Raw genomic sequence first — 25,195 nt, 5'->3', positions numbered from 1 at the left:
TTATGTTAAATATACCTTTTAAGAAAAAATTATTCAGTGATGCTCAATATTTGTTATTGAAAGAAATAGGTATAAATTTATTGACAAATAAAGATTTAAATTGTTTAAATAAAAGAGAAATAGTTAATTTTATTAAAGAAGATCTACTAATTAAAAACGTTCATCAATCCAATGAAAACAATGATGGAGATTTCTCTCAATCTTTGAAGAGTAATATATTGAATTGCAAGTCATGTTCTTTATGTAACTCTCGTAAAAATGTTGTGGTTGGTTCTGGTTCTACATCTATTGGATCTTGGATGATTATAGGAGAAGCTCCAGGAGAGCAGGAAGATTTAAAAGGGATGCCTTTTGCAGGTAAGTCAGGTAATCTACTGGATGAAATGTTAAGATCTGTTGGAATTATTGATAGATCAGAGTGTTTTATAACTAATGTTGTTAAATGTCGTCCACCTGGCAATAGGAATCCAAGAACTGAAGAAGTAGAAGAATGTCGTCCATTCTTATTAGAGCAAATTAATTTATTAAAACCTAGTAAGATTATAGTTTTAGGGAAAATAGCTGCCAATGCTATTCTTAGCAATAAGAATAGCATTGGAGAATTAAGAGGAAGAGTACATTATTTTATATCTAAAGATAGTAGGCGTATTCCAGTTATAGTAAGTTATCATCCTGCATATTTATTGCGTAGGCCAGAAGAAAAGCATCTGGCTTGGGATGATTTATGTTTGGCTATATCTGTACACTAATCGTTCTGTTTTATTCTTCATTTATGGTTTTTTGTAGTAGTTTATCATAAGATTTTTTGTTAATTGAAGTTAAGTAGAAGAAAAATGACATGAGTGTTGTTACTACAATGCCGTATATTATTATTATTGTGTTTATTTTTATGTTTAACCAAACAAGAATTGCGTACAAGCTAATCATCAATAATATGCTTAGCTGTTCATTGAAATTCTGAACAGCTATAGAATTACCTGCAGATAGTAATTTATATCCTCTATGTTGCAATAGAGCATTCATAGGGACTACAAAGAATCCAGCTAAAATTCCTGTGCTTATTAATAATAAGTATGTGCTAGTCTTGCTATTAACTATAGGCATCATAAATATTAACAATCCCATTATTATACCAACTGGCAATATTGATAATGCTTGTGCTAATCTTACGTATTTGGCTACTATTATTGATCCAATAACAGTTCCTATCGCTACTAATCCAATTAATATAGATGTTTGATCTATAGAATACCCTAGATGTTTCTGTCCCCATTCAATGACTATTAATTGCAAACTAGCACTAACCCCCCAAAATATAGTAGTAATGGCAATAGATATTCTACCTATTTTATCATTGTACATTATTGATAAATTTTTATAAAAATTATTAAGAATACTAAATATACTATTATTTTTTATATTGTAATTAATGTTAGTCTTTCTTATAGCTAAATTAAATGCTGCTGATATTAGGTATATAAATAATATTACAAAGATTGCTGCATTTGCATGTGATCTTGTTAGTGATGATATAAAGGTATGATTTATTAAAAAATTTGATGCTAGAGGAGTTATTAAGAATCCACCAAGACATGTACCTAAAATTATTGAAACAACTGTAAGACCTTCGATCCAACTATTTCCTTTGATTAACATTCTGGCTGGTAGTATTTCAGTTACTATTCCGTATTTTGCTGGAGAGTATATTGATGCTCCTATGCCTATTAATCCATAAGACAAACCAATCAAATACGTTTGTATGGTTTTATTTGAGCTAAAACATTGATGTAGAATAATCATAAAACATCCTATCATTTTTATGCAATTAGCAAAAAACATAACATGTCCTTTGGGGAATTTATCTGCTAATAAACCCACAAAAGGTGCTAGAACTACATATGATAGGGCAAATGACCATTTCATAATAGGGATCATCCAATATGGACCATCCAATTCGATAATGAGAGCTATTGCCGATATAAACAAAGCATTGTCTGCTAAAGAAGAAAAAGTCTGAGCAGCCATAATAATATAGAATCCTTTTTTCAACAATATTCCTCTCTGATTGTTTAATTTTTACAATGTTATATAAATTTACGAATAGTTTTCCGATAAATTCTATTGTAGTTAGTTTTATCTTTATTTAATAATTTTTAAAAAATATTCTGTTTTAATAATCTTTTTATTTAATATAACTTATAATCTATAGCCATTGAAATTCATGAGTTTATTATAATTGAAATAATAATTAACGGTTATTAGATAATTTTAATTTTTATTTATTTTATTGGTAATATTATTTGTATTTAGAAATTAGATTTTTATTATTTTATATAATAATATAACTATATCGTGTTATTTTAATAGTTAATCAAAAGTTTATTTTACAATGAAATTTGAATTTTTATATAAAATTAGAGATTGGATTAATATTTTGAAATCAAAAATAGGTGATGATAATTCAGCTGTTTTTGATCGAGTGGATCCAATTCTAGTAACAGAGGATGATATAAATTCTGACAATATAAATATTAATGACAATTTATTTGTAGATTCAGAAATAGAATTTTCTATAGATATATTTTTTGATCCTCACCTCTGTGGAGATAATTTAAATAAGTTATATGAATTATTGCTCAATATAAGAAATACAAATGTGAGGTTTTTGTTAAAATCTTTAGATGGCACTATAAAGTCTAGTATTTCTAACAATGATTCTATAATTTTATTGAAAATAGTAGTAGCACTTGCAAGTAGAAATGGTCCTATTAGTTATGAAGATTGGTCCTATGCTTATGATATTTCTGATAGTATATCTTCTATTTTTGGTTCAGAATTCGTTTGTCCAAGTTATAAAACTGTATTAAGTAAAGGGATGCAATTAGATAAGTTATGTAGTTCTATAGATGCTTATTTTAGTTTGAATTTAATTATGGAGAATGCTTTTGGGTATAATGAGTTAATAGACATTGTATCTGAATTTGATTTCATAAGATTTGAGAATGAAAGTATTTTTTTGGATAATGAAGATTATTGTATTTTCTTATCTAGGGATGATGGTTTAGGATTAAATGAGCCTTTAAATATTCATAATATTGTTAGTTTTACATTAGATGTTCCTCGTTCAATTAATGATGAAAGATTGTTTTTAAATTTTTTTACTTTGGTAAAAAAAATTTCGGAATGTATGGGAGCTAAAATAGTTGACGATAGCGGTATGGTGTTATCAGAAGATTATATAGAATCAATAGAAGATCAATTACAAAGCATTCTAGAGATTTTAGAAAAGAATGGTTTTAAAGCAGGTAGTTATCGTGCCAAAAGAATTTTTAGATAAAAATGATATAGAATTCAATTTTATAAAAAATAAGGTTCTTTCATTGAGAAAAGAAATTGATAAACATAATATAGCTTATTATGTTTATGATTCACCGACTATTGATGATTTAGAGTATGACTCTTTGATGGATCAGTTAGTTAAATTAGAGTCATCTTACCCTAGTTTAATAAATAATAACTCACCTACTCAGCGTGTTGGATCTAAGCCTTCATTATCTTTTAAACAAGTAAAACACTCTATACCAATGTTATCTTTATCTAATGCTTTTCAAGATACTAATATTATTTCATTTGATAATAGGTTAAAAAGTTTTTTATTTAATTATGAATTAATTAATATGGAAGATAATATTGATTATTTCTGTGATTTAAAATTAGATGGTTTGGCTGTTAATTTACGTTATGAGAAAGGTTGTTTGGTGAGTGCTTCTACTAGGGGTGATGGTTATATAGGAGAGGATGTGACAGCTAATATACGTACTATTAAATCCATTCCTTTGTTTATACATGATTCAGTTCCTGATGTTTTAGAAGTGCGTGGTGAAATTTTTATGAATCATAAAGATTTTCAACGATTAAATGATTATCAGAGATTAAATGGTAATAAAACTTTCATGAATCCACGTAATGCTGCTGCAGGAAGCTTGAGAAGCTTAGATCCAGTTCTTAGTGCTTCTCGTAAATTAAATTTTTTTGCATATGGCTGGGGAGAAATAACAGGTATTACTGATAATCTAAGAAAATACTCTAATTCAGATCATCAAACTGATTTACACAGTAGTTACCATAGTTCTATGTTAAATTGGATTTCCTCTTTAGGTTTCCCTATTAATAGTCAGTATCATAGGGTGGTTAATAATGTTAATGAAATGATTGAGTATTATTCAGAGATTAATATATTGAGAGATTCATTACCTTATGATATAGATGGGGTTGTTTATAAAGTCAATTCTTTGTATTTCCAAGATTTAATAGGATATTCTTCGAGAGCTCCTAGATTTGCATTGGCACATAAGTTTTCACCAGAAGAATCTGTAACTCAATTGACTGATATTAATATACAAGTAGGAAGAACAGGAGCTATAACTCCGGTTGCTTGTTTAAATCCTGTTATTGTTGGAGGTGCTAATATTTCTAGTGCTACTTTGCATAATGAAAATGAAATAATTCGTAAGGATTTAAGAATAGGTGATTTTGTAAGAGTTAGAAGAGCAGGTGATGTGATTCCAGAAATAATAGGTCCTGTTTTAGAATTACGTTCTCAGGATGTAATTTTTTTTAAAATGCCTACTTTATGTCCAGTGTGTAAATCAAAATTATCTAAAATAGATGGTGAATCAGTTATTCGTTGTACTGGTGGTTTATATTGCTCTGCTCAGTTGAAGCAAAGATTATTACATGCTGTTGGTAGAAAGGCTTTAAATATAGTTGGGTTAGGAGATGTTTTAATCAATAAACTTGTAGATAGCAATATAGTTAGGTCATTGGCTGATATATATGATTTAAATATAGAACTTTTATTGAGAATAGAAAATATTGCAATTAAGTCTGCAACGAATTTGATGGAATCAATAAAAAAATCTCGTCATCCTAAATTAGATAAATTTCTATTTGCATTAGGTATTAGGCATGTTGGTGAAATGACAGCATTTGCTATTGCTAAAAGATTTATCAGTTTAGATTCTGTTATCAATTGCAGTTTAGATGATCTTATGACTATACCTGATATAGGGCATAAGGTTGCTTCATCAGTTAATATTTTCTTTTCTGAGCCTCAAAATATTGATTTGATAAGACTGTTAGAAAATAGAGGGCTAGAACCAGAATCTTTTGTTGTTGAGTCAAATAATTTAAAACCATTAGATGGTAAAACTTTCGTTATAACTGGAAAATTAAAAAATTTATCTAGAGAGAATATCAAAAAATATATAATTGAAAATGGAGGAAAAGTAGTTAACTCCATTTCTTCAAGTACTAATTATTTATTATCGGGAGAAGATCCAGGTAGTAAATTAATTAAAGCAAAAGAGGCTAATGTGACGATTATAAATGAAGATGATTTGTTGTCTTTAGTTGAACGAATTAATATTTAATAAAAGGCCTATAATTTTATAAAAATTATAGGCCTTTTATATACTTTATATATTATTTAATATTTGCTTTTAAACGTAATTCTTGTTGAAGAGTGGATAGTGTTTTTTGTTTTAACATTTCTTCAATTTGACTGTTTACTTGTTCTAGTTTAGGAAACTCAGATTGTCTTATATCATCCAATTGTATAATATGCCATCCAAATTGTGTTTTAATTGGTTTTTGTGATATTGCTCCTTTTGTTAAGGATTTTACTTCAGATGAAAAAGACTCTACGTAATCATCGGTATCACTCCAACCTAAATCTCCACCGTTGATGCTGCTGGCATTATCTTTCGATAGTTCTTTAGCCATATCAGAAAATTTAGTTTTGTCTTTATTTAGCTTGGATATTAAATCAGAAGCTTGTTTTTCGTTATCAAGAAGAATATGTTTTATTTTATATTCTTTTTTACCTGATTGTTCCTTTTTTAGTTTATCGTACTCGTTTTTTATTAGATTATTTGATATAGGATTTTGTTTTAAATAGTCAGCTAAAAATGCTCTTACTATAATACTTTCGTTAGCTAATTCTAGTTCAGTTTGCACTTCCTTACGAGTAGATATTCCTTCTTTTTCTGCTGCTTGTAATAAGATTTCTCTATTAATTAATTCTTGTTTTACTTGTTCTCTCAATTGCTCAGAGTCAGTAGCTCCTTGATTAACAAGTAACTCAATAAACTGATCCATCTTTTTCTGAGTAATAGGTTTGTCATTTACTAATGCTATAGTGCTTGCATTAGTAAAATTGGCGAATGTAAATATCATTGTAAGAATTAGTAGTTTCTTCATTTCTATCCTTTTAAATCTTTTAAATTTATTTATCATTTTTTATGTTTAAAATTATTGCATGTATAGGAGATGGAATAAGATCATTTAAATATTTATAAACCAATCTATGTTGGTTAACCTTAGATAGGCCATTAAATTCATGAGATGATATTGTTATTTTATAATGGCCAGAGTTTGCAGCTTGATTATGATTCTTATGATCATCAGAGAAATCTTCTATATATAATATAGAAGGTTTCAGTATTGAGAGTCTGTCTTTTATAATCTCTGTTATGCTAATTATTTTAGTTGTGTTTATCATTTTTGTTTATGTTTTTGTGTTTAATCTAATTTCTTTTTTAAAAAAAACAATTTGCCCAATTAAAAATAATACAAAAATGATTAGTGTACCAAATACTTTAAAATTAACCCAGAATGATTGATTAAACAATCCAGAAAAAGCAATAAATATATTCAATAATCCCATTGCTATAAAAAAACATATCCATATAGTGTTAAGTCTGTTCCAAATATTATTAGATAGGATTATTTTATCTTGCATCATAGTTCTTAGAATATTCTTGTTAAAAATAATGCGAGATATTAGCAAAAAGGATCCAAAGAACCAATAAATTACTGTTGGTTTTAATTTGATAAAGAAATCATTCTCAGATATTACAGTAGCTGTTCCTAATATTATAATTAGCAATGTACTGAATATAGTATTATTATCAATTTTTTTATTTTTTATTTTTACCAATACTACTTGTAAAACAGATGATGCCATGAGAAATTCTGTGGCTGTATATATATTGTTCGTATAAGTATATGAAATAAAAAATATGGATAATGGTAATATATCAAAGATAATTTTGTTCACTATGAGTCTTTCCACGATTAGAAATCTTAATTGTACTATAAGTATTTTTATAGTTATATAATTTTATCTTTTTTATAAGAATCACAAAGATCATTTATTAAACAATTCTTACAATCTGGTTTCCTTTTCTTGCACGTATATCTCCCAAGAAAGATTAGCCAATGATGAGCATTATTTAAGTATTTTTTTGGTATATTTTTTAGTAATTTTTTTTCAACTTCTATAACATTATTTCCTGTTGCTATTCCTGTTCTATTAGATACTCTAAAAACATGAGTATCAACTGCTATAGTAGGCTGATTGAATATAATATTTAATATAACATTTGATGTTTTTCTTCCAACTCCAGGTAAAGATTCTAAATTTAATCTGTTATTTGGTATTTCTCCTGAGAATTGTTCTTCTATTATTTGGCATGTTTTAAGAATATTCTTTGCTTTAGTGCGATATAATCCTATGCTTTTTATGTGTTCTTCTATTCCAACGAGCCCAAGTTTTATAAATGAATCAGGTGTTTTATAAGTTTTGAATAATTCTTTTGTTGCGAGATTAACAGATTTATCTGTAGCTTGAGCTGATAGAATTACAGCTATTAATAATTCAAAACTAGAATTATATTTCAATTCTGTCTTTGGTTGAGGGGTTGATTTTTTTAACCTTTCAAAAATATTGCTAATAGTCACATGATCCATATTTTTATAAGATAGTATTATTTTTTCTTTTTTCTTTAGCTTTGGATGTAATATTTCTAATGAAATCTTCTTTTTGAATATTATGTATGTTTTCGTTTAAAGCTTTATTATTATAATTAATTACTTCTGTTAGATTAATATCTGTAGATGATTTTGGTTTTATTCTTTCTTGCCTCATTATATATCTTTGACGAGCATTATTAGAGTCTTCTTTTGTCCAATTTCTTTTAGTCGATATCATTTCTATACAGTCAACAGGACAGGGTGTTATGCAAAGCTCACACCCTGTGCACCATTGATTTAATACAGTGTGCATTTTCTTGGGGGCGCCAATTATGGCATCTACTGGACATTTTTGAATGCATATAGTACATCCTATGCATTCATCTTCTTTTATCATAGCTAATTTATACCCATCATGTTTTTTCTTTGTTGTGTCTAATGGTATTACTTCTTTTTTTAGTATTTTTGCAAGTTTAAGTATGACTTCATCTCCACCAGGAGAGCATAGATTTATTTCAGCTATTCCTTTTAAAAGATCTTCAGCGTATGGTTTGCATGATTTATAACCACATTTTCCGCATTGTGTTTGTGGTAAAATATCATCTATTATTTCTAATAATCTGTTTTTTTTCATAGTTTTATTTGATTTAAATCCAATAACGTTCGAGAGCTAAATTACCTATTTTGTTTTGTTTGGATGTGTAGAATCCTCTATTTGTTAATAATTTTCGCATATCTGAAAGCATTAGTGGATTCCCACATAACATTACTTTAGAACATTCTGCATCTATCGTCTCTCCAGCAAGTGTTTCTAGTTTACCGTTTTCTAAAGCAATTGTTACTCTTTCTTGTAGGTTGGTATTAGAATTTTCTTTTGTCGTTATGGGAATATATTTAAAATTTTTATTGTTTGCGGATATGTTTTTTAATTCTTCTCCATATGATAGATCACTTGAAAAACTTGTACTGTGTACAAGAAATATTTTTTTAAATTTTTCCCATGTGAATTTATCCCTTAATATAGAAATATAAGCTGATAGTCCAGTGCCTGTTGCTATTAACCATAGTTTATTATGTGTATCATAATTATTTGCGAGAAATTGGTCTATACTCAAAAAGCCATATGGTTTATTTTCTATTAAAATTTGATTGCCTATTACTAACTCTGATAGTTGTTTTGTAAATACTCCATTTTTTATTACTGTATAGTAGAATTCTAGATATGTTTCTTTTGGAGAGCTTGCTATAGAATATGCTCTCCAAATAATATCATTATACTTTTTATTTAATAGACCTACTCTAGCAAATTGACCTGCTTTAAAATGAAATGAAGAATCTTTAGTTGTTTTAATGGAAAACAATTTATTCTTTTCCCATGTTTTAATATCTTTAATATATTGGCAGGTATAGTTATTGTTTGTTGTTGGATTATACATGTTATTCTAAATAATTATTTTAACGTTTTAAATGCTGTAATTTATTGGATTTACCATTCCATTTTTCAGAATCTTCCATTGGTTTTTTTGATCTGTTAATATTTTTAAAAGTTTTAGATAATTCTTTATTAATTGATAAGAATATTTTTTGATTGTCAGGTAAATCCTCTTCAAAAAATATGGCATTTGCAGGACATTCTGGTATGCAAACAGCACAATCTATACATTCTTCAGGATCTATAACTAAAAAATTCTCACCTTCACGAAAACAATCTACAGGGCAAACATCAACGCAATTTGTATATTTACAATTAATACAGTTCTCTGTTACTACATGTGTCATTATGAATCATCTCCTATATAAGATATAATTAGTAAATTATAATTGCACTAATAAATAATTTGTTTCACTCTAGATCACATGTTACTGTGAACATTCAATTATACTTTTTTTGGAAAAGTTTTCTACGCTAGGATTATGATAATAAATTCTTTACTTGATACTGATTTGTATAAATTTAGCATGATGCAGGTTGTTTTACATCATTTTCCATCTGCCTATGTTGAGTATCGCTATAAGTGCCGCACACCAGGAATTAATTTAACTCCTTACATTGATGAAATAAGAGATGAAATAATTAATCTTTGTTCACTAAGATTTACTGATGATGAATTAGACTATCTTGGTAGCTTGAGGTTTATTAAAAGTGATTTTATAGATTTCCTAAGGATTTTTTATCTTTCAGAAAAAAGTATTACTATAGAAAATAGTGAAACAACAGGGGAGATTAACATTAATGTTAAAGGTCCATGGTTACATACTATTTTATTTGAGATTCCTATTTTAGCAATAGTTAATGAGGTGTATTTTCGTCATAATAGTGAAAATCTAAATTTTGAAGAAGGTCGGAGAAGATTGGAATCAAAGATTTCTTTAGTTCTGCAAGATTCTAATCTTAGTGATTTTAGAGTTGCTGAGTATGGAACAAGACGTAGGTTCTCAAAACAATGGCATGAGGAAGTTGTTTCAAAAATGAAATGTGATATGGGGAAAAATTTCTTGGGAACTAGTAATGTGATGTTAGCTAAGAAATATCAAGTTTCTCCATTGGGGACCATGGGACATGAGTATCTTCAAGCTTGCCAGGCATTAGGTCCTAGATTACGAGATTCTCAGGTATTTGCTTTTGATATTTGGGCAAAAGAATATAGAGGTGACTTAGGAATAGTTTTGTCAGATGTATATGGTATAGATGCGTTTTTAAGAGATTTTGATACTTATTTTTGTAAATTATTTGATGGTGCTCGGCATGATTCTGGTGATCCATTTAATTGGGGTAATAGACTTTTAGATCATTATCAAAAAAATAGAGTTGATCCTAGAAATAAAACATTGGTTTTTTCAGATGCTCTAACTTTTCCTAAAGCTATTGAATTAAGGAAATATTTTTCTGGTCGATGTAAAATTACTTTTGGTATAGGTACTAACCTAACAAATGATTTAGGATATAGACCTCTTCAAATAGTTATGAAAATGGTTAGGTGCAATGGGCAACCTGTTGCAAAAGTATCTGACAATCCTGAAAAAATTATTTGTGATGATCCTGAATACTTATCTTATTTAAGAAAAGTGTTTGATTTACCTAGTTTATAGAGATTCTTATATTATAACGAATGTTATATAACAATGATTTATATGTTACTTAAATTATTTACTATTTTAAATCATGTCTGGTTACATTTTAATTGAAAATAAAAATAATATTTTGAATGAAAGCTGGTTAAAAAATGTTACTAATGATCTTTCAGATATCGATAGTGATCATTTTAGGCGTGTAATTTCAATAGTTTCTTCTTTATTTTTAGATGAAATTTCTTGTTTCGGAGAATCATTGTTTGATCATGGGATTAATACTGTTAATATTTTAACAGCTATTAATGCGGATAAGTCTACTCGTTTAGCTTCTTTATTATCTTCTTTGCCATATAACGTTATATCTAATTTATTGAAAGACAAGTATATGAGCAATTTATTTGGTTCTGATATTGTTAATCTTATAAAAGGATCTTTATCTCTATCGAAAATTGGAATTGCTACACGTAGTTTGAGTTATAAATTTAATGCTAGTAATGCCCAGAAAGAGATGAAACGTAAAATGCTATTAGCTATGGCTGTTGACTTGCGTATAATTCTCATAAGACTATCATCTCGGTTACAAACATTAAGATGGTGTTCATATAGCCATAAAGATGTTTATAAAGAATTTGCTCAAGAAACTATTGATTTATATTCTCCATTAGCTAATAGATTAGGAGTTTGGCAAATCAAATGGGAAATAGAAGACCTTTCTTTTAGAATCTTATATTCGAATGAATATAAAAAAATTGCTTCTTTATTAGAAAAAAGAAGAGAAGAGAGGGAGTTATTTATTTCTAAATATATAAAAGATATTAGTTATGCTTTGATTAGGGCTGGAATCAAAGGAGAGGTCAGTGGTCGTCCTAAGCACATATACAGTATATGGAATAAGATGCAAACTAAGGATATGGATTTTTTTAGTTTGTCTGACTTAAGTGCAGTACGTGTAATAGTGAATGATATAAAAAATTGTTATGAGGTATTGGGGGTTATACATGAGATTTGGGAACCAATAACAGAAGAATTTAATGATTATATTTCTTGTCCAAAAACTAATGGTTATCAGTCTTTACATACAGTAGTAAGGGAGTCAAATGGTAGTTTACTTGAAATCCAAATTAGGACATATGAAATGCATCAGTTTGCAGAACATGGTTTGGCAGCTCACTGGTTCTATAAAGAATCTTCTCACAATAGTGGAATAATACAGAAAACAACTATCTATGACAAAAAATTGTCTGTATTGCGTCAATTATTAACTTGGGGTAGTGAGGCTATTGATATTAGAAATGCAAAAATATATGTTATGACTCCCAAAGCAAAAGTTATAGAGCTTCCTTGTGATTCTACAGCTGTTGATTTTGCATATCATTTGCATACAGAATTGGGTCATTGTTGTAGAGGAGCAAGAATAGATGGTCAAATAGTTCCATTACAAACTAAGCTTCATACTGGTCAAACAGTAGAAATAATATCTATTAAGTCAGGAGGACCATCTAGAGATTGGCTTAATAGTCAGTTAGGGTTTTTGGCTAGCAATCGTGCCAAAATAAAAGTTCGAATGTGGTTTAACTCTATTGATCTCCAAAGACGTATTAATTATGGTCAAAACTTAGTAGAGAAAGAGCTTAGCAAAGTGGGCAAAAAAACAATTAATTTAGAACATCTAGCACATTCTTTAGGTTTTATAAAAGCAGAAGATTTATATATTTCTGTTGCAAAGGATGAGTTTAGTCTTAGAAATATAACAAATTTCTTTAATAAATCAATTGATAATATTGTTCATTCATTGAAAATAGATATTCCTATCGAGGATAGAAAAAAAAATGTTGATAGAGATAGAAAGGAAACAAGTGGAATTTTAATTTCTGGTGTTAATAATCTATTAACCAAGGTAGCACTTTGTTGTAGACCAGTACCTCAAGATGTTATATCAGGTTTTATTACTAGAGGTAGGGGAGTTTCAATACATAGAACTAATTGTTATAGTTTTTCTTTATTGAAGAGTCGCAATAATGATCGTGTTGTTGATGCTAATTGGGATTGTAAAGATGATTTTTTTTATCAGACAGATATAATAGTGGAAGCATGTGATCGTAATGGTTTATTAAGCGATTTATCAGAGAGTATTTCTAAAATGCGTTTGAATATTACTGGAATTAGTAATTATAGTAAGGACAAATTATCACATATAATTTTTACGGTTGAAATAAATAGGGTAGATGTTATTCAAAGAATTATTAATTCATTATCTAGAGTATCTGGTGTTTTGTTTGTTTCAAGAAAAGAATAATTTTTTGTTTTTTTATTGGATGTTTATTATTAATTTACACTTTTTAGGGTCTTCATGTAAAATAAAAGTGTAAATTTTAAGAAATTATTAGTGCTGTTTTTTATTATGATGGTGGAGAAAGTTTTTGTTAAATTATAATTATCCTGATGATAGAGGTCATTTTGGACCTTATGGTGGTGTATTTGTTTCTGAAACACTTATGCATGCGTTAGATGAGTTGCGTTCTAATTATGATAAATATAGAAAGGATTTATCTTTTTTAGATGAATTTAATAGTGAGCTAAAGCATTTTGTCGGAAGACCTAGTCCTATTTATCATGCTAAACGATGGTCAGAGATTTTAGGTGGAGCTCAGATATGGTTTAAGAGAGAAGATTTAAATCATACTGGTGCTCATAAGATCAACAATTGTATTGGTCAAGCTTTGCTAGCCAAAAGAATGAATAAGAAGCGTATCATAGCAGAAACAGGAGCAGGTCAACATGGAGTAGCTAGTGCTACTGTAGCAGCCCGTCATGGTGTAGAGTGTGTTGTATACATGGGTAGTGAAGATGTCAAACGTCAGGCTTCTAATGTTTATCGTATGAAACTACTTGGAGCAAAGATTATTCCTGTTAATTCTGGATCTTGTACACTAAAAGATGCCTTAAATGAAGCCATGAGAGATTGGGTCACTAATGTTGATGATACTTTTTATATTATTGGCACAGTGGCTGGTCCAGATCCATATCCTCGTATGGTTAGAGATTTTCAAACAGTTATAGGGCATGAATGTATATCTCAAATGTCAAAATATGCCGGTCGTCAACCTGATTATGTTGTTGCTTCTGTTGGTGGTGGTTCTAATGCTATAGGTATTTTTCATCCATATATACCATACGAGAACATTCAATTAATAGGTGTTGAAGCAGCTGGTTCTGGTATGGAAACTGAATTTCACTCTGCTTCTTTGAATTTAGGTAAAGTAGGTATTTTACATGGTAATAGGACATATTTAATACAGGATAGTAATGGTCAAGTAAAAGAGACACATTCTATATCTGCTGGTTTAGATTATCCAGGGGTTGGTCCTGAGCATGCTTGGTTACAAGAAATTAAAAGAGCAAAATATGTTGGTATTACTGATAATGAAGCTTTGAAAGCTTTTCATGATTGTTGTCTTATTGAGGGTATAATGCCAGCTTTAGAGTCAGCACATGCTATTGCTCATGCTGTAAAGATAGCTTCTGATTTACCAAAGGATAATATAATTCTTGTGAATCTTTCAGGTCGTGGTGACAAAGATATGCATACAGTTGCTGAACGTTCTGGTATTTTATTATAAGCGATATATATATGAAAATTAATCGTATTGATAGTGCTTTTTCTAAACTTGTAAATAATGGTTATAAGTCAGCTCTCATAACATATATTACAGCTGGTGATCCTTCGGTTGAGTCTACAGTTCCTTTATTACATAGTTTAGCTAATTCTGGAGTTGATATATTAGAAATTGGCATACCATTCTCTGATCCTATGGCAGATGGTCCGGTAATACAGCAGGCTTCTGAACGAGCTATACGTAATGGTGTTGGATTAAAACAGGTGCTAAATTATGTAAAAGAATTTCGCACTAAAAACAATACTACTCCTGTTGTGCTTATGGGTTATGCTAATCCGATTGAGAATATGGGTCATAAGAACTTTGTTCAGGCTGCTAAAGATGCAGGTGTTGATGGTGTTCTTGTGGTAGATTATCCACCAGAAGAATCAGAAGAATTTTCTAAGTTGCTGAATGAGAATGGCATTAATATGATATTTCTACTTTCTCCTACTTCTGGTGAAGATAGAATTAAATTAATATCCAGTATAGCTAATGGTTATGTATATTATGTTTCTTTGAAAGGTGTAACTGGATCTAAAGATATTAATATAGAAGAAGTTTCTGATAGGCTCAACTTAATAAAAAAACATATAAAAATCCCAGTAGGTGTTGGCTTTGGTATTAGAGATGCAGCATCAGCACAACAGATTAGTAAATGTGCTGATGCTGTAGTAATAGGTAGTAAACTTATAGAGATAATACAAGACGTTTTTAATAAATCTTCTGTTGATAAGAAACAAGTTGATTCTATAGCAGCTGCTAGTAAGTGGATATCAGATATTAAAGATGCTATGAATCGCAATAATGTGTAGTTTTGATTTTAATTTTTTGTTTATCTATATATAAATATGAGCTGGTTAGAAAAAATTTTACCTCCGCGCATTAATAAGTCTAATGATAATGGTGTTAGGCGTGTTCCACAGGGGATTTGGCTTAAATGTGCTTCTTGTGATTCTGTTTTGTATAATGAAGATTTAATAGCTAATCTTCATGTATGTCCTAAATGTGATCATCATATGAGAGTAGGTTCTAGATTCAGAATTGATTCAATGTTAGATGAAGTTGGGCGTTATGAGTTAGGTGAAAATATAAGATCGGTTGATATTTTAAAATTTAAAGATAAAAAAAAATATTCTGATAGACTTGTCGATGCTATGAAACAGACAAAAGAAACTGATGCCCTTGTTGTTGTTAAAGGATTAATGAATGAAATACCAGTTGTTTTAGCATGTTTTGAATTTGATTTCATGGGTGGATCAATGGGTTCTGTGGTTGGTGAGCGGTTTAGATTAGCCGTTCAGCATTCTATAGATTATTCTATTCCTTTTGTTTGTGTGGCGTCATCTGGTGGAGCTAGAATGCAAGAAAGTTTATTTTCTTTGATGCAAATGGTAAAAACCAATGCTATGTTGACTTGTCTGTCGTCTTCAAAATTACCTTTTATTAGTGTTTTAACTGATCCTACGATGGGTGGAGTATCTGCAAGTTTTGCTTTTATGGGTGATATAGTGATAGCTGAACCAAAGGCATTAATAGGCTTTGCTGGTCCTCGTGTTATTGAGCAGACTGTTAGAGAAAAACTACCTAATGGGTTTCAAAGATCAGAGTTTCTTTTAGATAAAGGTGCGGTAGATATGGTTGTTGATAGAAGAAAATTAAAAGAAGTTATCTCTTCCTTGCTTAGAATTTTAAATAAGAAAGAGAATTAGTAATAGTTATATATCTATAAAATTTTGAAAGATCTTCTTATAGATATATAACGTAACGTATTTTTATTATGTTTTGGTTTCTATTTGCTTTAATTGTTTAGTGTTAACTTTGTTAATATTTTTATTATAATCAGGTCTACCAATATTAATAATTTCATTATTATTTTCAGATTCTTTCTTATAATTAGTTTCTATTAATTGTAGTTTATTTTTATTGTTTGTTTGTATATTACTATTTTGTATTAAAGATACTGAGTTATGTTTTGTTATTTTATTTTTGGTATCATCATTTTTGTCTTTAGCACTATCATAATTATCATTAAAGATTTTATGGTTTGAGTTTATCTGACTATCGTCTTTATGTATATCTTCTAATACATTTCTTGTTGTTATGTTAGATAAATCTTCATTGTTAATATTTGACAACTCGTTTGTTGTAAAATAGTTTGTACTTGTTTTTGATGAATGTTGCTCCTTCTGATTTTTTCTATGTGAGTTCGCGTTTCTTCTTCGGTAGTTTGATTTTTTATCATTTTCACTATTATCTCTTGCAGATATGTTTATAGTTGGCATCTCTATTGTTTTTATTATGTTTTCATCTGTATTAGCAATGCTTTCATTGGTTAACTCATTATTGTTAGAACGTTTATTTTTAATCTTATCTTTTTTTGTTATTTGATGAGTGGAAATTGTTGATGTATTTTTTTCATCTTGTGATTTCTGCATGCTAATAAGAGCATCATTATTTTTTTGATTACTATCATTTTTAATATTATTTAATAAATTATGAGTATTTTTACTAGTTTGGGTATTAGATAAACTAATGTTTTGTTCGTTTTGTTTTTCTTGTAAAAGTTTGCTTTGGTTTTTATTTTTTATATTATATTTTTTTTCTGATTTGGATGATTTAAAAGAATTTTGTATAGGTGTTATTGTATTGTTTTTATTCTTTTGTAAATTATTATAAATATCATCATTATTTTCACTAGAAAAACCAACCCAAGATAATATTTTTGTTAACAAAGTTCTTATAGGGTTTACTTTTGAATTTTCTATATTTTTCTTATTCTTATATTTTAAGTTAGATACAATTGGTGCTGGTTTTGATGGCGTCCTACCTTTTACCAGAGCTTCTGGTTTTTGTTTTTCTTCATTTTCAGAAGAATTTTTCCATGATTGATTGTTGTTTGGGATTTCTACTAGATTGAAACTCACTCTAGTTTCTTCTAACTTAGAATCATCATTCTTTACTCTTTCTATATTATAGTGTGGGGTTTCAATATATTTATTTGGAACTAGAACAAGTTTTATATTTAGTCTAGCTTCTATATTATTTATATCATTTCTTTTTTCATTTGAAAGATAGGTTGCAACATCTATAGGAACTTGTGCATATACAGCTGAAGTGCCATCTTTCATAGCCTCTTCCTGTATTAGACGTAATACTTGTAAAGAGCAGGATTCAGTATCTCTTATTACTCCAATTCCAGTACATCTAGGACAAGTTATATGTGAACCTTCATTTAGGGCAGGGCGTAGTCTTTGTCTAGAAAGTTCAATGAGACCAAATTTTGATATTTTACCCATTTGAACACGAGCTCTATCAACTCTGAGAGCTTCCCTAAGTTTTTGTTCAAGATTTCTTTGGTTTTTTGTGTCTTCCATGTCGATAAAATCAATAACTAAAAGTCCACCAAGATCACGTAATCTTAATTGTCTTGCAACTTCCTCTGCAGCTTCTAAATTTGTCCTTAGAGCAGTCTCTTCTATATCAGCTCCTCTGGTTGATTTAGCAGAATTAACATCTATAGCTACTAAAGCTTCAGTATGGTCTATAATTATTGATCCGCCAGAAGGTAATTGTATCATTCTAGAATATGCTGTTTCTATTTGATGCTCTATTTGGAATCTTGAGAATAATGGTATTTCATTTTGATAAAATTTTACTCTTTGGACATTATCAGGCATTACAACACTCATAAATGCTATGGCTTGTTTAACGATTTCCTGATTGTCAATTAAAATTTCATTAATATCTGGTGAAAAATAATCTCTTATTGCTCTTATAACTAAACTTGATTCCAAATAAATTAATACTGGTGAATTATTTTCTTTAGAAGCCTGGTCTATAGCATTCCATAATTGTAAAAGATAAGACAAATCCCATTGAAGTTCTTCTATAGAACGGCTAATTCCAGCAGTTCTAGCAATGATACTCATTCCATGAGGCACATCTAATTCTTCTATTATCTCTTTCAATTCCTGACGCTCTTCGCCTTCTATTCTTCTAGATACACCACCTCCTCTTGGATTGTTAGGCATTAACACCAAGTATCTTCCAGCTAAAGATATAAAAGTTGTAAGGGCAGCTCCTTTATTGCCTCTTTCTTCTTTTTCAACTTGGACTATTAATTCTTGTCCTTCTTTTATAGCATCTTGAATTCTTGTGTTTCTAAAATCTATACCTTCTTTGAAATAACTTCTTGCTATTTCTTTAAATGGCAAGAAACCATGTTTATCTTCTCCATAATTTATAAAACATGCTTCTAGACCTGGTTCTATTCTTGTAACTAATCCTTTATATATATTACCTTTACGTTGTTCTCTTCCAGATGTTTCTATATCTAGATCTACTAATTTTTGTCCATCTATAATTGCAACACGTATCTCTTCGTGATGTGTTGCGTTAAATAGCATTCTTTTCATAAGTGGTATTTTCTCCGTAACCATTAACGCCAATATTGACTACTAACTTAATCCACTTTTTCTATTGTTATATTTTAAAGATTAAATATTTTCAGTTTTATTTATGCTAAATATCATCTATATAACTATTATGCATTATGTTGTTTAATTAGATGATTAATTGTTTTAGTTTAATAATGCTAATTTTTTTATTTTAATCTTTCTCGGTATATATTTATAGATAAGTTTTTAGGTCATTTGGTTTTATTTTCATGTGTATTTGTTAATTTTTTTATATAAACAATGATCATTGTTTATATAAAAAAATTAAGATTTCTATATTCAAAAACATTGTCATTAATTTGATTATTACTTCAATGATGTAGGTGTATTTTATTATATTTTCGTTTAACATCACAATATTCTATATATTATTTGTATTTAGATTAATTTCTTTAATTATATGTCTCTTTCTAATTGTAGCAAAGAGACTTTATTAACCATAGCTATTTCTATTGTGAAAAATATAAACATTAATGAAGATAATGAAGGTCAAAGGTTAGATAATTTTTTATTTAAAGTTTGTAAAGGTGTTCCTAAAAGTCACATTTATAAAATGATTCGTACTGGCAAAATAAAGATTAATAATAAAAAAGCAAATTCTAACTATAAATTATTAATAAAAGATTTGGTTTTTTTACCAGACATAAGAGTATCAGAATCAAAGGAAAAAATTATTATTCCTAGAAAAGATTTCTCTGTTGTTTATGAGGATGATGGTTTTATTGTTTTGGATAAACCATGTGGTTTAGCTGTTCATGGTGGAAGTGGTTTGTCTTTTGGATTGATAGAACAGTTACGGATAAGTTTTAAACAAAATTCTTTTTTGGAGCTTGTTCATAGGTTAGATAAGGACACCTCTGGATTATTAATTGTTGCTAAAAAGAGAGGGGTTTTATTAGATCTTCATAAAATATTTAGAGAAGGACGTTGTTATAAGAGTTATATTGCTCTAGTTAAAGGTAAATGGCTTAATAAAAGACAACATATAAAACTTCCACTTAAAAAATATATAACAAAATCTGGAGAGAGAAGAGTTTTTGTAGATGACTCTGGTCAAAGTGCTCATAGTGTTGTTAATTTGATTGGCTATTATAATGAATATAGCCTTTTAAAAGTAGAGATACGTAGTGGGCGTACTCATCAAATTAGGGTTCATTTATCTCATAGTGGGTTCCCAATTGTTGGTGATAGTAAATATGGTAATTATGAAGAAGACGTTTGTTTTTTTTCTCAATTTAATTTTAAAAGGATGTTTTTACATGCATATAATTTAAAATTCAATCATCCATCAAGCAATGAGTTTATTGATTTAGTATCTGATTTACCTAATGATTGTAAGATCTTACTAAATTCTTTAGAAGATCTTGGAAGAAACTCTTAATAGTAGTTGATCGTGTTATTAAGTGTAATTTCCGCAGTATAAAAATATTGTTGGTTTCTTGTCTATATTAGGAGCATCTAAACCTTTCCATTCTTTTATGGTGCGAGTTTTTATTAGTTCTTCTTGCGAGTTTACTAAGCTTGCAATGCAAAGATGAGTGTTTTTTTTAAGATTGTTAATTAAATCGTTATACAGATGAATATTACGGTAAGGAGTTTCTATCATTATTTGAGTTTGGTTATTAAATATTGATTCTTTTTCCCAAAGTGTAATTTTTGTTTTTCTTTCATGTGGTTGTTTAGGTGGATATCCTCTAAAAACAAAGTTTTGACCATTTAATCCACTTGCCATTAGACTAAGTATTATAGAGGATGGACCAACCCATGGTCGTACAGATATCCCCATTACGTGAGCTGTTCTAACTACTATCGCCCCAGGATCAGCTATAGCAGGGCATCCTGCCTCAGATACCAGCCCCATATTTTTTTCTTTTGAATTCAATAGCCATTTTTTTATTTCTGTTATATTGGTTTTTTCATTTAAAGTATGAATTTCTACTTCATTTATGGCATGTTTAACTTTTATTGATTGTAGAAAACATCTGGCTGTTTTAGCATTTTCTGCTATATATGTTTTTATATTTGAGGCGATTGTTATTGTTTTTTCAGGCAACCAAAAATCTAGTGGTTGATTTCCTATGGAGACAGGTATTAAATGTAATGTTTCAATCATATTAAAGTTATTGTTTGAGTGGATTTATGCCAAAATTTGATAAAATATTTATTAGTTTTATCATAGGCATCCCTAATATTGCTGTTGGATCTTCACTATACATACTTTCTAGTAGAGCTATTCCTAGACCTTCTGATTTAGAACTTCCAGCTACATCGAATGGTTTTTCTATTTCTAAATATCTATTTATAGTTATGTGGTCTAGTTTTTTGAATTTGCAATTTGTAATTGTTAGACCTTTCTTTATGTTGGATCCATTTATAACAGCTACTGAACTATAAAAAACTATATTTTTCCCAGACATAAACTCTAATTGTTTTTTTGCACAAGAAAAATTCCCAGGTTTTCCTATATGGTAATTACTATATCCTGCTATTTGATCTGACCCTATTACTATTTTATTAGGATTATTTTTGTGGACTTCTTTAGCTTTATAGACGGCAAGTCTTAGAGATGTTTTTTCTGGTGACTCATTTTGTAGAGGGGTTTCATCTATATCTGGTGATATACAACTGAAAGGAATGTTTAATCTTGATAAGAGTTCTTTACGATATTTTGAACTTGATGCTAAAATCATATTATGGCAGTTGTTATTCATGGTGATTCTTGGTGATATAATTATTCATATTTTTTTATTGCAAGGATAAATTATAAGGTTAACAAAAAGTTAATATAATTTTCTTAGAGAAATTTTATTACATGTTTAATTTTTAATATTAGAATTTCTTTTTGTTTCCATATTTTCATATGTAAGTATTTTGATGTTAGAATTATAACGCTCATATTTATTAAATATGCTAATATGCTAAAAATATTTTAAATATCATTGTTTTTGTAGGAGTTATTATAATGGCAGTTCAACAAAATAAAAAATCACCTTCAAAGAGAGGCATGCATCGCTCTCATGATTTTCTTGATTTATCACCTACTACAGTAGACTCGAAAACAGGAGAGATGCATTTGCGTCATCATATAACTCCTAATGGATTTTATAGAGGACGGAAGGTTCTTAAGTCTAAAGATAATGATTAATTCTTAAGTTATATCTAGAAATTGTGATAAAGATAGCTATTGATTGTATGGGTGGTGATGTTGGCTTGCCTGTAACAATACCTGCCTCAATTACTTTTGCCAAAAGATATAAAGACACATCACTTTTGCTGGTTGGACTAGAGTCTGAAATAAAATTCTTTTTAAATAAAATTAATAATGTTCCTTTTGATAGGATAAATATAGTTCCTGCTGATGAAGTAGTTACTATGAGTGATTCTATAGAGGTTGCTCTACGTAAGAAAAAGAAATCATCTATGCATATTGCTGTGCAGAGTGTAAAGAATGGATTTGCTGATGCATGTATTTCCTCTGGTAATACAGCTGCATGGATGGCTATATCAAAATATTTTTTAAAAACTTTAGAAGGGATAGAAAGACCTGCTATATCAACTTCTATACCTAATCAAAACGGAAATGCAACAACGATACTAGATCTTGGTGCTAATGTAGATTGTTCTGCTAATAATTTATTGCAGTTTGCTGTTATGGGGACTGCTTTAGTTCAATCTATTGATTTTAATAATAATCCTAGCGTAGGATTATTAAATATAGGTGAGGAGCTTATAAAGGGCAATATTATTGTTAAAAGCGCTTTTGATCTTTTAAGTTCAAGTAATTTGAATTTTTATGGAAATGTTGAAGGTGATGATATTTTTAAGGGCACGGTAGATATTGTTGTTTGTGATGGATTTGTTGGTAATATTGTCCTGAAATCTGTAGAAGGGTTAGCCAAAATGTTTTCTATGACCTTAAAGGAAGAATTTAAAAAAGATTTGCTTTCTTCTTTTGTCGGAGTTTTGGCTATGCCAGTTATTCATTCTTTAAGAAATAGACTTGATAATCGTCGGTATAACGGAGCCTCATTGCTTGGCTTAAATGGTATCGTTTTTAAGAGTCATGGATCTGCTGATATTGTGTCTTTTGATTTTGCTTTATCTCGAGCTCGTGATGCGGTTATTAATAATTTATTAGATCGTATTTCAATAAAAGTTCATGAAATAAATAGAGAATTAAGAATTAAGAATTAAGAATTATAAATGTGATTATGTAGGAATTTTAATGAGGTATGCTAGAATTGCTGGTTCAGGTTCTTTTTTGCCTAAAAAAATTGTATCTAATGAGGAGTTAGTGTCTACATTGCTCTTGAGGGGTATTGAAACCTCTGATGAGTGGATTGTGCAAAGAACAGGTATTCGTCAAAGACATCTAGCAAATTCAGAAGAATCAACTAGCTATATGGCAACTGAGGCAGCTAAACTTGCTTTGTTAGATGCTAAGATTAAATCATCTAATATTGATTTAATAATAGTGGCTACTTCTACTTCTGATAAAATTTTTCCAAGTGTGGCTTGTTTGGTTCAGTCTAATATAATGGCCACTTCAGCTGCAGCTTTTGATATTCAAGCTGCTTGTAGTGGTTTTGTATATGCATTAACAATAGCTAATAATTTTATTCGTTCTGGATCAGCAAGAAATGTTTTAGTAATTGGTTCTGAAGTGTTTTCTAGGATTGTAGATTGGAATGATAGAAAAACTTGTGTGTTATTTGGTGATGGTGCTGGAGCCATTGTCTTATCTGAGTCTAAAGAATCTGATCGATCTATTATAGCTTCTGATATACATTCAGATGGTACTTGTTCTGAAATTCTTCAAGTAAATAGTTATGTAGATAAAAAAGGTATAATCACAGGCGATCATTTTGTTAGTATGGATGGTCAATCTGTGTTTAAAAAGGCTGTTAATGTTTTAGAAAAATCTGCTATTGAGATTTGTAATAAAAGTGGTATAGCTTTAAGTAATATTGATTGGTTTATTCCTCACCAAGCTAATATTCGAATAATAAACATGTTAGGACGGAAACTAAATATACCAAGTAATAAACTTATTGTTACAGTTGATAATCATGCTAACACCTCAGCTGCTAGTATTCCTCTTGCATTTGATAAGGCACGAAAGGATGGCCGCATTAGGATGAATAATCTTGTTCTTATGCAGGGAGTAGGTGGTGGTTTTACTTGGGGGTCTATATTGATTTCTATTTAGAGTGTAATTATTTAAAATTTATCAATATTTTTTAACATTTATGAAAACTGCATTTGTTTTTCCTGGACAAGGTTCTCAATCTATAGGCATGTTGAACTCATGGGTTGATAACAAAATAGTTAATGAAACCATGTCTTTAGCTTCAGATACTCTGAATCAAGATATAAAAAAAATTATTCATGAAGGTCCGATTGATAATTTAAATCTTACATTAAATACTCAACCGATAATGTTAGCTGTTGGATTTGCTTTTTTCTCTGCTTGGTGTAATGCAGGTGGTAAATTACCGTCAATTATGTCAGGACATAGTTTAGGTGAATATACTGCTCTAGTAGCAGCTGAAGCCATATCATTTCCAGATGCATTACGTTTAGTTAGATTTAGGGCTGAGGCTATGCAATCGGTGATTCCAATTGGTGTTGGCTTGATGGCTGCTGTTATTGGTTTAAATGTAGATGTCATTATAGATATTTGTAAGTTAAATACTACAAATGATAGTGTGGTAGAGGTTGTTAATTTCAATTCTCCAAATCAAGTCGTTATAGCTGGTAATAAGGCTGCAGTGCTTAAATTGTCTGAAGAATTAAAAAAACATGGTGCTAAAAAAGTTATCATATTACCTGTTTCTGCTCCTTTTCATTCATCTTTATTAAAACCTGTCTATGAAATATTGTTAGATTTTTTAGATAATATCGAAATTAGAACTCCAAAAATAGATGTAATTAATAATGTTGATGTAAAAATTTATAGAGACCCATCATATATTAGAGAGGCACTGGCTCGTCAGTCTTGTAATCCTGTTCGCTGGATTGAAATCATAAAAGAAATGTCTAATATGGGTATAAAGAATGTTATAGAGTGTGGTCCTGGTGTAGTATTATCTGGTCTTACAAAAAGGATAGATTCTAGTTTATTCTCTAAATCTATTAATAATCCAGATTCATTGCAGGATGTTTTAAATTATTTAAATTAATTTTGGTGTG

24 protein-coding genes are annotated in these 25,195 nt (G+C 29.2%); 13 read left to right on the top strand and 11 right to left on the bottom strand.

Annotation, left to right across the window (positions count from 1 at the left end; translation table 11 throughout):
* Nucleotides 1–2 precede the first annotated feature (2 nt).
* Nucleotides 3–749, top strand: coding sequence for a uracil-DNA glycosylase (locus CDSE_RS02545; protein ID WP_015396446.1), 747 nt, complete (start codon nucleotides 3–5; stop codon nucleotides 747–749).
* A 10-nt stretch (nucleotides 750–759) separates the two neighbouring features.
* Here the strand turns inward: CDSE_RS02545 and lplT are convergent, their stop codons facing one another.
* A complete protein-coding gene (gene lplT / locus CDSE_RS02540) occupies nucleotides 760–2,049 on the bottom strand; it encodes a lysophospholipid transporter LplT (RefSeq protein ID WP_015396445.1) in 1,290 nt (429 codons plus the stop codon).
* Nucleotides 2,050–2,389: 340 nt separating this feature from the next.
* Between lplT and CDSE_RS02535 the strand changes: the two genes are divergently transcribed.
* Nucleotides 2,390–3,337 (top strand): cell division protein ZipA C-terminal FtsZ-binding domain-containing protein, encoded by a 948-nt coding sequence (locus CDSE_RS02535; RefSeq protein WP_015396444.1) that lies wholly within the window; start codon nucleotides 2,390–2,392, stop codon nucleotides 3,335–3,337.
* A complete protein-coding gene (gene ligA / locus CDSE_RS02530) occupies nucleotides 3,291–5,432 on the top strand; it encodes an NAD-dependent DNA ligase LigA (RefSeq protein WP_015396443.1) in 2,142 nt (713 codons plus the stop codon). The genes CDSE_RS02535 and ligA overlap by 47 nt, the downstream gene beginning before the upstream one ends.
* 52 nt (nucleotides 5,433–5,484) lie before the next feature.
* Here ligA and CDSE_RS02525 read toward each other — a convergent pair whose 3' ends face one another.
* From CDSE_RS02525 to fdxA, 7 genes are read right to left on the bottom strand one after another with little or no spacing between them, the layout of a single operon-like run.
* Nucleotides 5,485–6,261, bottom strand: a complete 777-nt coding sequence (locus CDSE_RS02525) for a peptidylprolyl isomerase (protein WP_015396442.1) — start codon at nucleotides 6,259–6,261, stop codon at nucleotides 5,485–5,487.
* Between the two features lie 25 nt (nucleotides 6,262–6,286).
* Nucleotides 6,287–6,562, bottom strand: a complete 276-nt coding sequence (locus CDSE_RS02520) for a BolA family protein (protein WP_015396441.1) — start codon at nucleotides 6,560–6,562, stop codon at nucleotides 6,287–6,289.
* Between the two features lie 6 nt (nucleotides 6,563–6,568).
* A complete protein-coding gene (locus tag CDSE_RS02515; protein ID WP_041186219.1) occupies nucleotides 6,569–7,120 on the bottom strand; it encodes an inner membrane-spanning protein YciB in 552 nt (183 codons plus the stop codon).
* A gap of 53 nt (nucleotides 7,121–7,173) precedes the next feature.
* Nucleotides 7,174–7,812: an endonuclease III gene (gene nth, locus CDSE_RS02510; protein WP_015396439.1), complete on the bottom strand. Its 639-nt coding sequence runs from the start codon at nucleotides 7,810–7,812 to the stop codon at nucleotides 7,174–7,176.
* 4 nt (nucleotides 7,813–7,816) lie between these two features.
* Entirely contained in the window at nucleotides 7,817–8,449 is a 633-nt protein-coding gene (locus CDSE_RS02505; RefSeq protein WP_015396438.1) for an RnfABCDGE type electron transport complex subunit B, read from the bottom strand.
* 13 nt (nucleotides 8,450–8,462) lie between these two features.
* Entirely contained in the window at nucleotides 8,463–9,251 is a 789-nt protein-coding gene (locus CDSE_RS02500; RefSeq protein WP_015396437.1) for a ferredoxin--NADP reductase, read from the bottom strand.
* A 19-nt stretch (nucleotides 9,252–9,270) separates the two neighbouring features.
* Nucleotides 9,271–9,594, bottom strand: coding sequence for a ferredoxin FdxA (gene fdxA / locus CDSE_RS02495; RefSeq protein ID WP_015396436.1), 324 nt, complete (start codon nucleotides 9,592–9,594; stop codon nucleotides 9,271–9,273).
* A 135-nt stretch (nucleotides 9,595–9,729) separates the two neighbouring features.
* On the opposite strand from fdxA, the gene pncB reads away from it, so the two are divergent.
* The 5 genes from pncB to accD all read left to right on the top strand — a co-directional run bounded on the left by pncB (nucleotide 9,730) and on the right by accD (nucleotide 16,255).
* Nucleotides 9,730–10,905, top strand: coding sequence for a nicotinate phosphoribosyltransferase (pncB, locus tag CDSE_RS02490; RefSeq protein WP_015396435.1), 1,176 nt, complete (start codon nucleotides 9,730–9,732; stop codon nucleotides 10,903–10,905).
* A gap of 73 nt (nucleotides 10,906–10,978) precedes the next feature.
* Entirely contained in the window at nucleotides 10,979–13,183 is a 2,205-nt protein-coding gene (locus tag CDSE_RS02485; RefSeq protein WP_015396434.1) for a RelA/SpoT family protein, read from the top strand.
* A 124-nt stretch (nucleotides 13,184–13,307) separates the two neighbouring features.
* Nucleotides 13,308–14,507 (top strand): tryptophan synthase subunit beta, encoded by a 1,200-nt coding sequence (trpB, locus tag CDSE_RS02480; RefSeq protein ID WP_015396433.1) that lies wholly within the window; start codon nucleotides 13,308–13,310, stop codon nucleotides 14,505–14,507.
* A gap of 11 nt (nucleotides 14,508–14,518) precedes the next feature.
* Nucleotides 14,519–15,358 (top strand): tryptophan synthase subunit alpha, encoded by an 840-nt coding sequence (trpA, locus tag CDSE_RS02475; RefSeq protein ID WP_015396432.1) that lies wholly within the window; start codon nucleotides 14,519–14,521, stop codon nucleotides 15,356–15,358.
* Nucleotides 15,359–15,394: 36 nt separating this feature from the next.
* Nucleotides 15,395–16,255: an acetyl-CoA carboxylase, carboxyltransferase subunit beta gene (gene accD, locus CDSE_RS02470; protein ID WP_015396431.1), complete on the top strand. Its 861-nt coding sequence runs from the start codon at nucleotides 15,395–15,397 to the stop codon at nucleotides 16,253–16,255.
* A gap of 66 nt (nucleotides 16,256–16,321) precedes the next feature.
* Here the strand turns inward: accD and CDSE_RS02465 are convergent, their stop codons facing one another.
* The gene (locus CDSE_RS02465) at nucleotides 16,322–18,961 is read right to left on the bottom strand and encodes an Rne/Rng family ribonuclease (protein ID WP_015396430.1); all 2,640 of its coding nucleotides are present in this window, start codon (nucleotides 18,959–18,961) and stop codon (nucleotides 16,322–16,324) included.
* Nucleotides 18,962–19,403: 442 nt separating this feature from the next.
* Here CDSE_RS02465 and CDSE_RS02460 point away from each other — a divergent pair, with 442 nt between their 5' ends.
* Entirely contained in the window at nucleotides 19,404–20,384 is a 981-nt protein-coding gene (locus CDSE_RS02460; RefSeq protein WP_015396429.1) for an RluA family pseudouridine synthase, read from the top strand.
* Between the two features lie 18 nt (nucleotides 20,385–20,402).
* Here CDSE_RS02460 and CDSE_RS02455 read toward each other — a convergent pair whose 3' ends face one another.
* Both CDSE_RS02455 and CDSE_RS02450 read right to left on the bottom strand, forming a co-directional pair.
* Nucleotides 20,403–21,116 (bottom strand): SAM-dependent methyltransferase, encoded by a 714-nt coding sequence (locus tag CDSE_RS02455; protein ID WP_015396428.1) that lies wholly within the window; start codon nucleotides 21,114–21,116, stop codon nucleotides 20,403–20,405.
* A 7-nt stretch (nucleotides 21,117–21,123) separates the two neighbouring features.
* A complete protein-coding gene (locus CDSE_RS02450) occupies nucleotides 21,124–21,714 on the bottom strand; it encodes a Maf family nucleotide pyrophosphatase (RefSeq protein ID WP_015396427.1) in 591 nt (196 codons plus the stop codon).
* A 251-nt stretch (nucleotides 21,715–21,965) separates the two neighbouring features.
* Here CDSE_RS02450 and rpmF point away from each other — a divergent pair, with 251 nt between their 5' ends.
* The 4 genes from rpmF to fabD are packed head-to-tail and all read left to right on the top strand — an operon-like array spanning nucleotide 21,966 to nucleotide 25,185.
* Nucleotides 21,966–22,148, top strand: coding sequence for a 50S ribosomal protein L32 (gene rpmF, locus CDSE_RS02445; RefSeq protein WP_015396426.1), 183 nt, complete (start codon nucleotides 21,966–21,968; stop codon nucleotides 22,146–22,148).
* A gap of 23 nt (nucleotides 22,149–22,171) precedes the next feature.
* Nucleotides 22,172–23,197, top strand: coding sequence for a phosphate acyltransferase PlsX (plsX, locus tag CDSE_RS02440; RefSeq protein ID WP_015396425.1), 1,026 nt, complete (start codon nucleotides 22,172–22,174; stop codon nucleotides 23,195–23,197).
* A 31-nt stretch (nucleotides 23,198–23,228) separates the two neighbouring features.
* Nucleotides 23,229–24,212, top strand: coding sequence for a beta-ketoacyl-ACP synthase III (locus CDSE_RS02435; RefSeq protein ID WP_015396424.1), 984 nt, complete (start codon nucleotides 23,229–23,231; stop codon nucleotides 24,210–24,212).
* A gap of 40 nt (nucleotides 24,213–24,252) precedes the next feature.
* A complete protein-coding gene (gene fabD, locus CDSE_RS02430) occupies nucleotides 24,253–25,185 on the top strand; it encodes an ACP S-malonyltransferase (protein ID WP_015396423.1) in 933 nt (310 codons plus the stop codon).
* The last annotated feature ends 10 nt before the right edge of the window (nucleotides 25,186–25,195 follow it).

This window comes from Candidatus Kinetoplastibacterium desouzaii TCC079E, from assembly GCF_000340795.1.
Lineage (GTDB): Bacteria > Pseudomonadota > Gammaproteobacteria > Burkholderiales > Burkholderiaceae_B > Kinetoplastidibacterium > Kinetoplastidibacterium desouzai.
The sequence above is the reverse complement of the archived record's forward strand: the minus strand, read 5'-3'. Positions and strand labels throughout refer to the sequence as shown.

Excerpts from the sequence above, each read along its gene's own strand:
- trpA (WP_015396432.1), top strand. The coding sequence starts at position 14,519 with ATGAAAATTAATCGTATTGATAGTGCTTTTTCTAAACTTGTAAATAAT.
- CDSE_RS02525 (WP_015396442.1), bottom strand. The coding sequence starts at position 6,261 with ATGAAGAAACTACTAATTCTTACAATGATATTTACATTCGCCAATTTT.
- CDSE_RS02485 (WP_015396434.1), top strand. The coding sequence starts at position 10,979 with ATGTCTGGTTACATTTTAATTGAAAATAAAAATAATATTTTGAATGAA.
- nth (WP_015396439.1), bottom strand. The coding sequence starts at position 7,812 with ATGGATCATGTGACTATTAGCAATATTTTTGAAAGGTTAAAAAAATCA.
- CDSE_RS02505 (WP_015396438.1), bottom strand. The coding sequence starts at position 8,449 with ATGAAAAAAAACAGATTATTAGAAATAATAGATGATATTTTACCACAA.
- CDSE_RS02435 (WP_015396424.1), top strand. The coding sequence starts at position 23,229 with ATGAGGTATGCTAGAATTGCTGGTTCAGGTTCTTTTTTGCCTAAAAAA.
- fdxA (WP_015396436.1), bottom strand. The coding sequence starts at position 9,594 with ATGACACATGTAGTAACAGAGAACTGTATTAATTGTAAATATACAAAT.
- ligA (WP_015396443.1), top strand. The coding sequence starts at position 3,291 with ATGGTTTTAAAGCAGGTAGTTATCGTGCCAAAAGAATTTTTAGATAAA.
- CDSE_RS02460 (WP_015396429.1), top strand. The coding sequence starts at position 19,404 with ATGTCTCTTTCTAATTGTAGCAAAGAGACTTTATTAACCATAGCTATT.
- CDSE_RS02455 (WP_015396428.1), bottom strand. The coding sequence starts at position 21,116 with ATGATTGAAACATTACATTTAATACCTGTCTCCATAGGAAATCAACCA.
- pncB (WP_015396435.1), top strand. The coding sequence starts at position 9,730 with ATGATAATAAATTCTTTACTTGATACTGATTTGTATAAATTTAGCATG.
- accD (WP_015396431.1), top strand. The coding sequence starts at position 15,395 with ATGAGCTGGTTAGAAAAAATTTTACCTCCGCGCATTAATAAGTCTAAT.
- CDSE_RS02535 (WP_015396444.1), top strand. The coding sequence starts at position 2,390 with ATGAAATTTGAATTTTTATATAAAATTAGAGATTGGATTAATATTTTG.
- CDSE_RS02500 (WP_015396437.1), bottom strand. The coding sequence starts at position 9,251 with ATGTATAATCCAACAACAAACAATAACTATACCTGCCAATATATTAAA.
- rpmF (WP_015396426.1), top strand. The coding sequence starts at position 21,966 with ATGGCAGTTCAACAAAATAAAAAATCACCTTCAAAGAGAGGCATGCAT.
- fabD (WP_015396423.1), top strand. The coding sequence starts at position 24,253 with ATGAAAACTGCATTTGTTTTTCCTGGACAAGGTTCTCAATCTATAGGC.
- CDSE_RS02520 (WP_015396441.1), bottom strand. The coding sequence starts at position 6,562 with ATGATAAACACAACTAAAATAATTAGCATAACAGAGATTATAAAAGAC.
- CDSE_RS02465 (WP_015396430.1), bottom strand. The coding sequence starts at position 18,961 with ATGAAAAGAATGCTATTTAACGCAACACATCACGAAGAGATACGTGTT.
- CDSE_RS02450 (WP_015396427.1), bottom strand. The coding sequence starts at position 21,714 with ATGAATAACAACTGCCATAATATGATTTTAGCATCAAGTTCAAAATAT.
- CDSE_RS02545 (WP_015396446.1), top strand. The coding sequence starts at position 3 with ATGTTAAATATACCTTTTAAGAAAAAATTATTCAGTGATGCTCAATAT.